Consider the following 13,072-nt stretch of genomic DNA (forward strand, 5'->3'; position numbering starts at 1 on the left):
AATTTTTCAAAAAAATCATGCACATCTATTTCATGGGAATCTGCGGCACGGCGATGGGCAACGCCGCGCTGCTCATGCGCGCGCTCGGGCACGAAGTCTCCGGATCGGACAAGGGAATCTACCCGCCGATGTCGGACATGCTGATGAACTCCGGCGTCAAGATTTACGACGGCTACAGCGCGGAGCGGCTCGCGTTCATCCGGCCGGACCTCGTCGTCGTCGGGAACGTCGTTTCCCGAGGCCATCCCGAGATGGAGTGGCTGCTCGAATCGCGCGCGCTCGACTACGTCTCGCTGCCGGAGCTGCTGCGCACGCGCCTGCTGAAGAACCGCTGCGACATCGTCGTCGCGGGAACGCACGGCAAGACGACGACGTCCTCGCTCACGGCGTTTCTGCTGCGGGAACGCGGCGAAAATCCCGGCTGGCTCATCGGCGGCGTGCCGCGCGACCTGCCGGGCGGCTCCGCGCCGGGAACGGACGGCGGGCCCTTCGTCATCGAGGGCGACGAATACGACACGGCGTTTTTCGACAAGCGCAGCAAATTCATTCAGTACCTGCCGCAGATTCTGCTGCTGAACAATCTCGAGTTCGACCACGCGGACATTTTCCGCGACCTGCAGGACGTGCAGCGCACGTTCTCGCACGTCATACGCCTCGTGCCGCGCAACGGCTACATCGTGGCGAACGGCGACGACGCGAACATCGCGCCGCTCCTCGAAAACGTCACGTGGGCGCCGATCGTGCGCGTCGGCGTCGGCGAAAACTGCGACGTGCGCATCCGCGATTTCCGCGAGACGCCGGAGGGCTCCGAGTTCGCGCTGACTTGGCGCGGGAACGACTGGGGGCGCGTCGCGTGGACGCAGTCCGGCGTCTTCAACGCGCGCAACGCGGCGATGGCGGCGACGGCGTGCGCGCTCTACACCGCGACGGACAAGCCCGAATGGGCGTTCCCGCTCGACGCGCTCGCGAAATTCCGCGGCGTGAAGCGGCGGCGCGAAATTCTCGTGGACACGCCCGCGCTCGTCGCCGTCGAGGATTTCGGGCACCACCCGACGGCGCTCAGGCTGACGCTGCAGGCGCTGCGGGAACGCTGGCCGAACCGCCGCCTCATCGCCGCGTTCGAGCCGCGCAGCAACACCGCCGTGCGGAAGATCCTGCAGGACGCGTTCACGGACGCGCTCGCGAACGCGGACGCCGCGCTCGTCGCGCCCGTGCATCACGCGTCGGGCGGCGCGGAAAAGATGAACACGGAGGAAGTCGCTGCGGCGCTGCGTTCCCGCGGCGTGGACGCGCGCGCGCCGGAAAGCGTCGAGCGGCTTTTCGTCGAGCTGGAGGAACTCGCGGACGCGGCGACGCCGGACGCTCCCGCGCTCGTCGTCTTCTTCTCGAACGGCGCCTTCGGCGGCATCATCAAGCGCTTCGCCGACTTCCACCGCCCCCTCGCGTGAAAGCGTTCGCAGGGGCGAAGGCATTCCAGCCTTCGTTCCCGCGGACGCGATTTCGCGCGCGTCGAGCGCGGGTCATTCCTTCACGATGCCGTGGGGCGTGCGGAAGGCGGGTGAGGCGAGGACGCGGTTCAGAATCTCGATGTTGCGCGCGTCGCGGGAACGGTCGTTTTCCTTGTGGAAAAGGTGAAACTGCACGCCGCCGAACTTCAGCGACTGTCTCCGCACGCCGAGTTTCATCAGGCGGACTTCGAGTTCGGCATCCTCGCGTCCCCAGCCGGAAATTTCCTCGTTGTAGCCGTTGACGGCGAGCAGATCCTTCGTCCAAAAGCCCATGTTGCAGCCTTTGGAGATGTAGGGCTTGCGGGCGCGGTAGCTTTCGCGGATCATGCGCGAGAGCCACGGCACTCGCAGCGCGTTAGCACGGTTTCTCACGCCCCGCGAAAACGCGCCGAGCCCGTCCGCGTCGCCCGCGGTGAGCAGTTCTTCCGTGCGTTCCCGAGTCAGCAACGTGCGGCTTCCGCAGGTGAACCAGCCCGGACGCGCGACGTTCAGATGGTCTTCGACGAAGCGCGGCGAAATCACGCAGTCGCCGTCGATCTGCACGACGTATTCCGAAGCGATCCGCGCGATCGCCTTGTTCCAGATGACGCATTTGCGGAAGCCCGCGTCCTCGTGCCAGACGTGGCGGAGCGGACAGGGCGCCTTTTCGCGGAAGGCGTCGACGAGCGCGCGGGTTTCGGGGCCGCTGCCGTCGTCGGCGACGAGGATTTCGTCGGGCAGGCGCGTCTGCCGCAGGGCGCTTTCGAGGACGAGGCGCAGCGCGTCCGGCCAGTTGTAGGTCGAAATCAGCAGAGCGCATGTCTTCGGTTTTTGCATCAGAGACTGAAATTTTTTTGGAAAAACGGCGGGAACGCAAGCGCGGATTTCGCGGGATTCGCGCCTGCGCGCCCGCGGGCGCGTCAAAATTTGCGTTGAAAAAACGCGGGGGCGCCGCAATCCTTGCAGGCATGGAAAACGTCATCATTCTCGGGAGCGGCTGCGCGGGCGCGACGGCCGCCGTTTACGCCGCGCGCGCGGGATTTTCCCCGCTCGTTCTCGAAGGTTCGCTGCCCGGCGGGCAGATCACGACAACCTCCGTCGTCGAAAATTTTCCGGGCTTTCCCGACGGCGTGGACGGTTTCACGCTGACCTGGAACATCCGCCAGCAGGCGGAAAAATTCGGCGCGCGCTTCGAAGTCGATCTGATCGAGTCGGTCGATTTTTCCGGCGTCGTGAAGAAGCTGAAGGCGAGCTCCGGCAAAGTCTATGAGGCGAAGGCGGTCATCGTCGCGACGGGCGCGGCGCCGCGGCTGACGGGCGTTCCCGGCGAAAAGGAATTTTACGGCGGGAACGGCGTGAGCACCTGCGCGACCTGCGACGCCGCCTTCTACAAGGGCAAGGACGTCGCCGTGATCGGCGGCGGCGATTCCGCGTGCGAGGAGGCGAACTTCATCACGCGCTTCGCGTCGAAAGTCTACATCGTGCACCGCCGCGACAAGTTCCGCGCGTCGGACATCATGGCGAAGCGCGTGACCGAGAACCCGAAGATCGAACGCGTGATGAACGCCGCGCCGGAGCGCATTCTCGGCGGAGCGGACGGCAAGGTGCGCGCGCTCGTCGTCAAGGACGTCGCGACGGGAACGCTCCGCGAGATTCCGGTTTCGGGAATCTTCGTCGCGATCGGGCACGTGCCGAACACGAAATTTCTCGCGGGCGCGCTGCCGACGGACGAGGAAGGAACGCTGATTTCCAACGACAATTCGGGCGTGCACACGCGCGTGCCCGGCGTGTTCATCGCGGGCGACTGCGCGGACCGCCATTACCGCCAGGCGATCACGGCGGCGGGCATGGGCGCGCGCGCCGCGCTCGACGCGCAGCGCTATCTCGAAAACCAGTGATTCCGCGCCGCGCATGAAGCTCTTCCGCGCCGCAATTTTCCGCCGGACGCTCGCCGCCTCCGCGCTCGCGTGCGCGCTCTGCGCCGTTCCCGCGTCCGCCGCGGAGCCCGTCGTCGCCGCGGAAAAATCCTTCCCGGAAAAAATCGTCGCCTGGTACGCCGACCACCTGAACTACGGGACGGTGGCGCTGCTGATGGCGGTGGAAAGCTCGTTCATTCCGTTCCCGTCGGAGGTCGTCGTGCCGCCCGCCGCCTACGCCGCGTGCACGCCGGGCAGCCCGCTCTACGCGACGGAGGACGAGCGCGTGAACGTGGCGCTCGTCGTGCTCGCGGGAACGCTCGGCGCGCTCGTCGGCGCGTTGGCGAATTACTGGATCGCGCTTTTTTTCGGGCGCCCGCTCGTGAACCGCTTCGCGGAATCGCGGCTCGGCAGCCTGTGCCTGATCGACCGGAAAAAGGTCGAAAAATCGGAGGCGTTTTTCCGGAAATACGGCGTCGTCTCGACGTTTTTCGGGCGGCTCGTTCCCGTGGTGCGCCAGCTGATCAGCATTCCCGCGGGCATCGCGCGGATGCGGATGCTGCCGTTCGTGGTCTTCACGTCGCTCGGCGCGGCGATCTGGAACGTCGTGCTCGCGGTCGTCGGCGTCGCGGCGCACGGGCAACAGGACGCGATCAACGAATACAGCCGCGAGCTTTCGTGGGCGATTCTCGTCTGCGCGGCGCTTTTCGGCGCGTTTCTGATCTACCGCTTCTGGCGCGGCGGCAGGAAGAGCGACGACGTGAAGTGACTAGGTTGTAGGAGGTTATGAAGGTTATGGAGGTTGATTGCGTTTCGCTTCGCGAAAAATTTTTCGAAATCCTTTCGGCGAAGCCGAGCGCAAAGAACTTTCATAACTTCGTCACCTCATAACCTTTTCCCCTCTTGCGCGGGAACGCGCTTTGACGCAGAATGAGCGGCAAATGTCCGACCGTTTCATCGAAGAATTTTCCAAGCTCGACCTGAACCGCGTGCCCTCGCCGTGCCACCTGATGCACCGCGGGCTGCTCGAGGAAAACTGCCGCGTGCTGCGCGGCGTCATGGACCGCGCGGGCGCGAAGATCCTGCTCGCGCTCAAGGGCTTCGCGCAGTTCAGCGAGTTTCCGCTCGTCTCGAAATACCTCGCGGGAACGACGGCGAGCGGCCTGCACGAGGCGCTGCTCGGGCGCGAATTTTTCCCCGGCGAATGCCACGTCTATTCGCCCGCGTTCCCGCCCGCGGACATGGACGAGCTGGTGAAGTTCGTCGATCACGTCTCGTTCAATTCGCCGTCGCAGTGGCGGCGTTTCCGCGACGTCGTGAAGGCGAGCGGGCGCGCGGTCTCCTGCGGGCTGCGCGTCAATCCGCAGTACGCCGAAGTCGAGCACGAGATCTACAATCCCTGCGCGGCGGGCTCGCGCCTCGGCACGATCCGTTCGGAGATCCGCGACGGCGATCTCGACGGGCTCGAAGGCCTGCACATGCACACGATGTGCGAACAGGGCGCGGACGTGCTCGCGCGCACGATTCCGCATTTCGAGGAAAAATTCGGCGAGTTCATCCCGCGCATGAAATGGATCAATTTCGGCGGCGGGCACTGGATCACGCACCCGAGCTACGACGTCGACCTGCTCTGCGAGACGATTCTCGCGTTCCGCAGAAAATGGGGCGAGCACCTGCAGATTTATCTGGAGCCCGGCGAGGCCGTCGCCATCCGCACGGGCGTGCTCGTCTGCACCGTGCTCGACGTCGTGAACAACGGCATGCCGATCGCGATTCTCGACACGTCGGCGAGCGCGCACATGCCCGACGTGCTCGAAATGCCCTACCGCGCGGAAATCCTCGGCGCGGGCGCGCCGGGCGAATTCGCGCACACGTACCGGCTCGCGGGCGGCACCTGCCTCGCGGGCGACGTGCTCGGCGACTACTCGTTTCCGCGGCCGCTCGCGCCCGGGCAGCGCCTCGCGCTCCTCGACATGTCGCACTACACAATGGTCAAGAACACGACGTTCAACGGCATCCGCCTGCCCTCCATCGCGAGCTACGTTCCCGAGACCGGCGAATACCGCCTGATCCGCGACTTCGGCTACGCCGACTACAAGAACAAGCTGAGCTGAACGGAAGCGGAAAATTTTCCCAAAAGAAAACGGCGTTCGCGCGCGGGGGAGATTCGCGGGAACGCCGTTTCCGTTTCTTCAGGTTACGAAGTTCAGGATTTTCGTCTCCGGCGGCGGGAGGCGGCGCAGAGGGCGAGCGCGAACGCGCCCGCGAGCAGCCCGAACGCCGAAGGCTCGGGAACCGTCAGGAAAAGCACGCCGTCCGCATAAGAAAACCCGTAATCGTACAGATCCGCCCATTGCGTCCCCGTTTCGTCCCACCAGCCGACGTGCGCGTTTTCGTCGTTGAACGCGAGTGCGGACTCCGCGGCGACGGTCAGGGCGAGATCCTCGTTCTCGCCCGCCGCGCGGGATTTCATCAGCGCGGAAACGTCGAAATAAATCTCCGCCGCGCCGGACACGACGATTTTTCCTCCGTTTTCCGAGGCGACGACCGCCGTCCCGTTCTCGCCCGCCTGGGCCGCGCCGAGCACGAGCGTCAGCGACTGTCCCGCCGAGGAAAGGGCGACCTCCGCCCCGGCGACCAGTTTCGCGCCTTCCCGGACGAGAGACTTTCCCGCGCCGAGCGCGGACGCGTTTTCGAGCACGAGCGTTCCCGCGTTCAGCGTCGTGCCGCCCGTGTGCGCGTTCGCGCCGGAGAGGCGCAGAGCACCGTCCGCGAGATCGAGCGCGAGGCTTCCCGTCCCGGAAATCTTCCCGGCGTAAACGTTCTCCGCCGTCGTTCCCGCGGAAAACTCCACGCGCATTTCGGCGGAGCCTTCGAGAGTCACGTCGCCCTTGAGTCCGTAAAAATCGCGGAGCGCGTACGTGTTCTCGCGGACGAATCCGCCTTCAACGTATTCGTTTTGCGCATACACGCCTTCGCTCATGACGAACGCGCCGCCGTCGCGCACGACGACGTTCCCGCTCAGCCGCGCGTGGGAGCCGAGGCGGAGCGTCGCGCCGCTTTCCACGGAAACGTCCGTCACGGCGTCCGCGTAGTGCCAATCGTCGGCCCGCGTCAGCCGCGCCGCGCTCGTGCCGTCTTCGGAGCCGAGCGCGTGCACGGTGAGCGTTCCCGCGAAGGCGAGCGTGCCGCTCTTCACGGTGACGCCGCTGCCCTCGGCGTTCGACAAATCGGTGAACACGCCGTTGAGTTCGAGCGAAGAGGAGGCGCCGCCGTCGTAAACGAAACGGAAGCCCGCTCCCGCCGCGTCGCGGAACGAGCCGAGAAACGTCTGCGCGCCGCGTTGCGTGAACGTCAGCGTCGTCGTCGTTCCCGCCTTGGCGTTGGCGATGATCGCCTCTTCCGTCAGCGCGTGAATCGTGAAACCGTCCGCCTCGACGCTCTGATCCACGGAATTGTCCCACGTCATGGAATTGCCGTTCATGTCGAGCGTCGCGCCGCCGTTCCCGAACGTGAAGTCGCGGAAAATCTGCTTCGTGTCCTTGATGACCACGGTCGTTCCGCCGTTCGCGAGCACGTTGTAGGCGGCGTATCCGGAATTGTCGTACAAATCGTATTCGAGATAGGTTTTTCCGCTCCCGCCGAGATTGATCAGGACGTGATTCGAATAGAAATCGTCGTCGTTCCCAATGAGATGCATGTCGCCGTCGCCGATTTTACGCCATTCGCGCATGAACGCGTTCCTCGAAGAATTCTTCAGATTCACGTAAAGGTCCACGCCCTTGTCCACGACGAAGCCCGCGGAATTCAGCTGATGCCCGCCGCTCGATTCCAGGCGGAACTCCGCCGTCCCCAGCGTTCCCGCGGAAAAGCGCGCGTAGCCGATTCCCAGATCGACGTCGGCTTCGTCGAGCCGCACGGTCGTCGTCGCCGCGCCCGCCGTGAAGACGAGATTCTCCGTGCGGTAGAGATCCGCGTAGGTCAGAACGGCGGAATCCGTCTGATTCGAGTAGAGCGGGAACGCGGCGTTCATGTAGCCGTCTCCGCTTATGGTCGCGGATTCGTAGGCGTACCAGTCGTCCTTGTCCTTGATCCCGGAAAGGTTCTTCCAGGTGTTCACGCCCTGCTTCACGCCGATGAATTCGACGGCGCCCTCCGCGCCGCCCGTCACCGTTCCCGAATACGGCGTGCGCGTGATTTCCTTTTCGCCGCCGCCCGCGAGATACACCATCGACGTGACGGCTTCTCCCGCGTTTTTCACGGCGGAAACGTAGAGCGTAGCGGACTCGGAGGAGGACGTCACGACCCGGTCGTAGGAATCCATCACGCCCTGCGTCCACTGCGTCGCTCCCGCGGCGGTGGAGCCGTATCCGCCGACGCCCCATACGGCGCCGAGATACTGGTATTCCCGCGCGTCGGCGTTCCAGACGTAGAGAGGGCTCCCCGAGTCTCCGCCCAGGCTCGCCGTCGGCAGCGGATCGGAGGCGGAAACGCCGCCCGCGCTCCAGTCCGGCTGCCACGACACGCTGAACGTGTTGCCGGCGCTCCCGTCCTGCATCGCGGCGCTCGTCGCGGAATCCGCAGTGACGACGCCGCCGGCGACGTAAACGTTTTTGTCCGCGAGCGGCGACGAAACGCCCGCGTGATCGCGCACCTCCATCGTGCCGCCCGCCGCCCGGTAAAGCGTCGTTCCCGCGAGCGAAGTCGTGTCGCCCGTGTAGACGGTCGCGAGCGACGCGTCGGTCACGATTTTGTTCAGGCGGGAAACCTTGTAGTCCGTCGTCGCGTCGTCCGGCGTGTGCTGGTAATCTGAAAGCACGTAATCGACGCTCCCCAACCCGAGCGCTTTTCGCCCGTCGGCGTATTCGATCGCCGAATAGCGCACGGCGTTTCCGGAGCCGAGCGCGCTTTGGGAAAACGTCAGCGAAGCGCCCAGTCCGACGTGAAGCACGGTGGCGACGAAGTTCACGCCTATTCCCGCGGCGGAGCCCGAGTCGGTCACGCCGGCGAAGGAAATCGTCGGCGCGGACAAAGTGTTCTCCGCCTGACCTCCGAGATAGGAAAGCGTCACGCCGCCGGAATTGAGATGCTCGAGCAGCGCGCTGACCGAACCGGTGCGGAAGCGGCCGGCGTTTTGCCCGAAATCGGCGTAAACGGAGACGGGAACGTCCGAATGAAGCTCCGAAGCGGCGGCGGGAACGCCCGCCGCGATGAGGAACGCCGCGGAAAACGAAACGAAAAGCGCGCGACGCGGGAACGCAGGTTTGGCGAAACGGATCATCTTGAAGGGGTGTTTTTCCGGATTTTCGCAAAAATTTCCGCGCGCGATCAAGCCGTTTTCCGCCTGCGATCGAGCGCCGAAGCCGTGCGCGTCCTCGTCTTTCCGAAAAAAAGCGGCGTTCGCGCGCGGGGAAGATTCGCGGGAACGCCGTTTTCGTTTCTTCAGGTTACGAAGTTCAGGATTTGCGTCTCCGGCGGCGGGAGACGGCGCAGAGGGCGAGCGCGAACGCGCCCGCGAGCAGCCCGAACGCCGAAGGCTCGGGAACCGTCGAAGTCAGCGTCACCGTGCCCGTCGCCTCGATCGTGCCGCTCGCGTATTGCGCCAAGTAGCAGACGTTGCCGCTGTAGTCGGAGAACATCTTGACCGCCGTCGTCTCGGTGTAGGTGCTCGCGAGAATGTTCGACGCGATCGTGATGTCGCCGCGCTGACCGCTTTCCGCGTCGACCGTGAACGTGTACGACGTGTCGTGCGGATCATTGGCGACGCCCAAGAGCGGATTCGGCGCGACGAGGCTGAGCTCTTCGCAGCTGCCGATGATGAAAACCTCCGGATTTTCGTAGTTCGCCGTCGAAAAATCGCCGAGGAGCGTCGTGTCGCCCCGCACGGAGAATCCGAGGGCGGGAAGCGTTCCCGCGCACGCGAGCAGGAAGCCGAGAGAAATTTTCGCGCCGACGCGCGCGCCCCGCGCGGGGTCAGAATTCGAAGAGTTCGACGTCGTCGAAGGCGACGAAGTCATCCGGCGCGAAGAGGCCCGCGCTGAGCAGGATTTCGAGCGTCGCGGCGTTTTCCGGCGCCGTTCCCGCGACGACGAAGCGCGTCCATTCCGGCGTTTCGCCGCAGGAGAGGCGCGCGAACTCGACGCGGAGAATCTTCCTTTCCGCGTCGCGCCAGCGCAGCATGAATCCCGCCGTCGCGCCGACGGAGAGGCGTCCGCGCGCGCGCACGCTCAGCGCCGCGCGCGCGCCCGGGCGCGTCTCCACGTCGCGGGAAAGCTCCGTCATCTCGCAGGCACCGGAAATCTTCAGCGCGGACGCGCCGGCGCACGCGTCGGAGGTTTCGCCGCAGAAGAGATTTTCCGCGGGAGCGCTGCGCAGCGTGAACGACGCGGGCGCGGCGACCGTCTTGCCGCGCCGCCAGCCGTTTTCGTCGAGCGCGACGAAGGCGCTCTTCTCCCGTTCCTCGCCGTCTTCGGGATCGCGCGAGAGGCGCGGTTCGAAATTTTCCGCGAAGACGGGCGCGCCCGCGAGCGCGGGAACGAGCGCGCGGAAAAGCGTTTCCGAGACGCGCCCGTCGGGAAGCCCGCGCAGCACGCCCGCCAACTTTCTTTCCGCGGCGAGCCGTTCTTCGTCGCGCGGCATCGCGCGCAGCGCGTCGACGACGCGCACGAACGCCGACGCGCGCGGGTCGGAAACGCCCATGCCGCAGGGCGCGAAACCCGCGTCCGGGTGCGCGCGCAGCCACGCCGCATCGGAATAGATTTTTTCGAAATTCCACGCGGGGCTTTCGAGCGCCGCCGCGCAGTCTTCGGGCGTCTTCAGCGCGCGCGTCCGCGTCTCGAGTTCTTTTCTCGCGTCGTAGCTCTTCGCGAAGGCCTCGGCGCGTTCCCAACAGAGCAGCGCCGCGTCGAGGCGCGCGGCGACGCGGCGTTCCCGCACGTCCTCGGGGGCTTCGGGCAACGCCTTGCGCGCGGCTTCGAGCAGCGTGCGGCACTCGGCGCGCGCGGCGGCGGGAAAGATCTCGACGGAATTTTCGACGCGCCAGCCCTTGATCCAGCGGCATTGTCCGCCCTGCTCCCGCCAGATTTTTTCGCAGAGCGCGAAAAATTCGCGCATCTCCGCGGCGGCGTTCCCGTAGGCGAGCGCGAAGAATTTTTCGAGCAGCGCGTCGGCGTCCGCACGCGGATTTTCGAGCAGCTTCGAGAGCAGCCAGACCTTCGGCGCGTCGAACGGCGCCTGCGGGAACACTTCGCCGTAGAAAAGCCGCGCGCCCGCGGCGTGCGCGAACGCGACGGAATCCGCCTCCGCGCGGAAAAAGACGCGCGGGAACAGGAACGGGTCGCCGTAGTAATAATCGTAAACGCCCCAGCCGCCGACGCCGGACGCCGCCCAACGCCGCATCAGCGCCTTGTCCTCCGCCGCGAACTCGGGGAAAATCCACAGCGAGCGGTCGGCGCAGAGCACGGGAAAAACGTTTTCGGCGACGCGGAAGGTCGGCGCGTCCTGGCAGTCCAGATACGCGATGGCGGAGATTTTTTTGCCGGCGAAGGCGCCGCCGTCCGCCGCGGCGAGCGCGCGCGCGGTCGCGTCGGCGAAGCGCCAGAAATAATCGGACCTGTTCGGCAGATTGCGGAACCAGCGCATCGGCGCGTCGCCGTAAGCGCGCGCGGACTCCTCGGACTCGTCCCAGGAAAAGCAGTCGTTGACGCCGACGGAAAACATCGGCGCGTCGGGGTTTTCCGCGAAGTATTCCTTCGCGGCGGCGAGGGCGACGCGCGGCGCGTCCGGATTCGCGAGATTCGGCTGCGGCGCGTAGCCGCCGTTCCGTTCGGCCTCGACGCGCCCGTTGCAGAACGGCGCCAGGCGCGGATGCTCCGCGTAGATTTCCGGCGTGAAGATGCGGCACAGGTTGTGCGAAAAGCGCGGCAGCTCGCCGAAGCCGAGCCGGCGCGCCCACGCCGCGTTTTCGGCGCCGCCGCCGAGAGCGACCGCGCGGCGCGTCCACGCGGGAACGCAGACGAAATCCTCGCGCGGGAACGGCACGTCTTTTTTCGGCGTCCATTCCGCGCCGTCTTCGCCGGGGAAAAGGAACTCCGCGCCGAAATCGCGCGTCAGCAGCTTCGCCGCCGCGTGCGCCGTCGCCGCGGGCGTCCTGCCGACGAGGAAGAGCGCCTCGCCGCGCGGCGCGACGACGTAGGATTCGTCGCCTTCGGCGGGAGCGGCGACCCGCGCGCGCGCGGCGGCGAGCGTCTTGCCGACGAAAACGCCGCGCGGATTCGCGGCGTCGGCGAAATTTTCCGTGCGGACGCGCACGTTCTCCGCGCCGGAAATTTTTCGGATCCAGTTCGCCAGATCCTGCGCGGCGGCGAGCTCCGCCATGTCGCAGTCTTCCGCGACGAAGACGCTCCCGGCGAAGACGCCGTCGGCGACGAGGGGACGCGGCTCGGCGGGAGCGCCGGGAATTTCCGCGCCGCGCGCCGCGGCGAAGACGAGCGCCGTTCCCGCGAGAACGCCGAAAAAGATTTTTTTGGAAAACGAAAACTTCATCATGAAAACCGCGCGAAGCGCTCACTCACAGCGGGAGCTTCGCGCCGGGAAGCAAATCGTAGAGCGAGCCGCCGATGATTTCCTCGAAGCGCGCCTTGATTTCGAAGAGCCTGCGCCAGCGCGCGAGCGAGCACGCGGGAACGCCGTAGCGCAGCGCGACGTCGAGAATGCGCGTTTCGAGGAAACAGAATCCGCCCGGGAGCGCGAGCCCGTCGCAGAGCTGCACGAGGCGGTCGTAGTCGTCGTATTCGACGCTTTCGAGGTAGCGTTTCAGAAACGCGACGTCTTCCGCGGGAACGTCGAGCCTGCCGACGCCCGCCGTCACGTCGGGAATCATGAACGCGTGCGTGATGCAGATCCGCGCGGCCTGCGTCCAGCCGAAGCGGGAACAGTAGCGGTAGCCGTCGAGCAGATGCTTTTCCTGAAAGACGCCTTCGCGGCGCCCGACGTCGTGCATCAGCCCGAGCACGTACGCCGTTCCCGCGTCGAGATGCGGGATTTTCTCGGCGATTTTTTCGCACGCGAGCGCGCAGAATTTCGAGTGCGCGACCCAGCCGCCGGGATTCATTTTCCCGGCGGTTTCGAGCTCCCGCTCGGCGCGTTCCCGCGTGAGCGGCGGAAGGGCTTCTCCGTCTTCGGTTTTCATGTTTTTTCAGTGCACGGCGTGAACGTAGATGAATTTTCCGTCTTCGGAAACGATGAACGACGCCCAAAGCCAGCCGGCTTCGTTCGTCCCGAAATGCCGCGTCTTTCCGTCGAAGACGCGTCCGACCGTTCTTTCGGAAAAATCATTCGCCTCGGCCCGAAATTCGTCGGTCGTCTCGTTGACGGGCGGCTCCCTCTCGATTCCCGCGAGGGCGTTCTTCACCGCCGCGGCGTCGTTGACCTTCAGCAGCCAGAACGCCTCATAGCTTTGGAAAAATCCCCTGCTTCCGCTGTCGAGGACTTCGACCGCGCGCCGGGGAATACGGGCGATTTCGGAAGGCTCCGCGAAAGCCGCCGAAAAACGCGCCGCCGCGAAAAGCAGACACGCCGAAAGCAGAACGGCAAGAAAGACCGCGCGGCGGAAACGTTTTTTCCGCGGCGTCGCGGCGGCGGGAAGAGGCGGCGGTTCGGACGGCATGA

10 protein-coding genes are annotated in these 13,072 nt (G+C 65.7%); 4 read left to right on the top strand and 6 right to left on the bottom strand.

Translation table 11 applies throughout. The features are described 5' to 3' along the window. The first annotated feature begins 17 nt into the window (after nt 1-17). Nucleotides 18-1,448: a UDP-N-acetylmuramate--L-alanine ligase gene (locus ACQREB_RS04120; protein WP_427765654.1), complete on the top strand. Its 1,431-nt coding sequence runs from the start codon at nt 18-20 to the stop codon at nt 1,446-1,448. A gap of 72 nt (nt 1,449-1,520) precedes the next feature. Here ACQREB_RS04120 and ACQREB_RS04125 read toward each other — a convergent pair whose 3' ends face one another. Then, nucleotides 1,521-2,324 (bottom strand): glycosyltransferase family 2 protein, encoded by an 804-nt coding sequence (locus ACQREB_RS04125; protein ID WP_427765657.1) that lies wholly within the window; start codon nt 2,322-2,324, stop codon nt 1,521-1,523. A gap of 131 nt (nt 2,325-2,455) precedes the next feature. Between ACQREB_RS04125 and trxB the strand changes: the two genes are divergently transcribed. The 3 genes from trxB to nspC all read left to right on the top strand — a co-directional run bounded on the left by trxB (nt 2,456) and on the right by nspC (nt 5,517). After that, nucleotides 2,456-3,385, top strand: a complete 930-nt coding sequence (trxB, locus tag ACQREB_RS04130; RefSeq protein ID WP_427765659.1) for a thioredoxin-disulfide reductase — start codon at nt 2,456-2,458, stop codon at nt 3,383-3,385. Between the two features lie 13 nt (nt 3,386-3,398). Next, nucleotides 3,399-4,172, top strand: coding sequence for a DedA family protein (locus ACQREB_RS04135; RefSeq protein ID WP_427765662.1), 774 nt, complete (start codon nt 3,399-3,401; stop codon nt 4,170-4,172). A gap of 172 nt (nt 4,173-4,344) precedes the next feature. Beyond that, a complete protein-coding gene (gene nspC, locus ACQREB_RS04140) occupies nt 4,345-5,517 on the top strand; it encodes a carboxynorspermidine decarboxylase (protein WP_427765665.1) in 1,173 nt (390 codons plus the stop codon). A gap of 92 nt (nt 5,518-5,609) precedes the next feature. On the opposite strand, the gene ACQREB_RS04145 is transcribed toward nspC, so the two are convergent. From ACQREB_RS04145 to ACQREB_RS04165, 5 genes are all read right to left on the bottom strand, one after another. Beyond that, nucleotides 5,610-8,684 carry a S6 family peptidase gene (locus tag ACQREB_RS04145; RefSeq protein WP_427765668.1) on the bottom strand — a complete coding sequence of 1,025 codons (3,075 nt, stop codon included), beginning with the start codon at nt 8,682-8,684 and terminating at the stop codon, nt 5,610-5,612. A 175-nt stretch (nt 8,685-8,859) separates the two neighbouring features. After that, entirely contained in the window at nt 8,860-9,420 is a 561-nt protein-coding gene (locus ACQREB_RS04150) for a PEP-CTERM sorting domain-containing protein (protein WP_427765671.1), read from the bottom strand. After that, nucleotides 9,377-11,950, bottom strand: a complete 2,574-nt coding sequence (locus ACQREB_RS04155) for a DUF4838 domain-containing protein (protein ID WP_427765673.1) — start codon at nt 11,948-11,950, stop codon at nt 9,377-9,379. Before ACQREB_RS04155 ends, ACQREB_RS04150 begins: the two co-directional genes overlap by 44 nt. Nucleotides 11,951-11,972: 22 nt before the next feature. Next, nucleotides 11,973-12,593, bottom strand: coding sequence for an HDOD domain-containing protein (locus ACQREB_RS04160; RefSeq protein WP_427765676.1), 621 nt, complete (start codon nt 12,591-12,593; stop codon nt 11,973-11,975). A gap of 6 nt (nt 12,594-12,599) precedes the next feature. Beyond that, nucleotides 12,600-13,070 carry a hypothetical protein gene (locus ACQREB_RS04165; RefSeq protein ID WP_427765679.1) on the bottom strand — a complete coding sequence of 157 codons (471 nt, stop codon included), beginning with the start codon at nt 13,068-13,070 and terminating at the stop codon, nt 12,600-12,602. Between the last annotated feature and the right edge of the window lie 2 nt (nt 13,071-13,072).

Source organism: Candidatus Spyradosoma sp. SGI.093, from assembly GCF_050314555.1.
GTDB lineage: Bacteria > Verrucomicrobiota > Verrucomicrobiia > Opitutales > UBA953 > Spyradosoma.

What these genes read in the sequence shown, in the direction of transcription:
- ACQREB_RS04125 (WP_427765657.1), bottom strand. Translation starts at nt 2,324, where the DNA reads ATGCAAAAACCGAAGACATGCGCTCTGCTGATTTCGACCTACAACTGG.
- nspC (WP_427765665.1), top strand. Translation starts at nt 4,345, where the DNA reads ATGTCCGACCGTTTCATCGAAGAATTTTCCAAGCTCGACCTGAACCGC.
- ACQREB_RS04135 (WP_427765662.1), top strand. Translation starts at nt 3,399, where the DNA reads ATGAAGCTCTTCCGCGCCGCAATTTTCCGCCGGACGCTCGCCGCCTCC.
- ACQREB_RS04120 (WP_427765654.1), top strand. Translation starts at nt 18, where the DNA reads ATGCACATCTATTTCATGGGAATCTGCGGCACGGCGATGGGCAACGCC.
- trxB (WP_427765659.1), top strand. Translation starts at nt 2,456, where the DNA reads ATGGAAAACGTCATCATTCTCGGGAGCGGCTGCGCGGGCGCGACGGCC.
- ACQREB_RS04155 (WP_427765673.1), bottom strand. Translation starts at nt 11,950, where the DNA reads ATGATGAAGTTTTCGTTTTCCAAAAAAATCTTTTTCGGCGTTCTCGCG.
- ACQREB_RS04145 (WP_427765668.1), bottom strand. Translation starts at nt 8,684, where the DNA reads ATGATCCGTTTCGCCAAACCTGCGTTCCCGCGTCGCGCGCTTTTCGTT.
- ACQREB_RS04150 (WP_427765671.1), bottom strand. Translation starts at nt 9,420, where the DNA reads ATGACTTCGTCGCCTTCGACGACGTCGAACTCTTCGAATTCTGACCCC.
- ACQREB_RS04160 (WP_427765676.1), bottom strand. Translation starts at nt 12,593, where the DNA reads ATGAAAACCGAAGACGGAGAAGCCCTTCCGCCGCTCACGCGGGAACGC.
- ACQREB_RS04165 (WP_427765679.1), bottom strand. Translation starts at nt 13,070, where the DNA reads ATGCCGTCCGAACCGCCGCCTCTTCCCGCCGCCGCGACGCCGCGGAAA.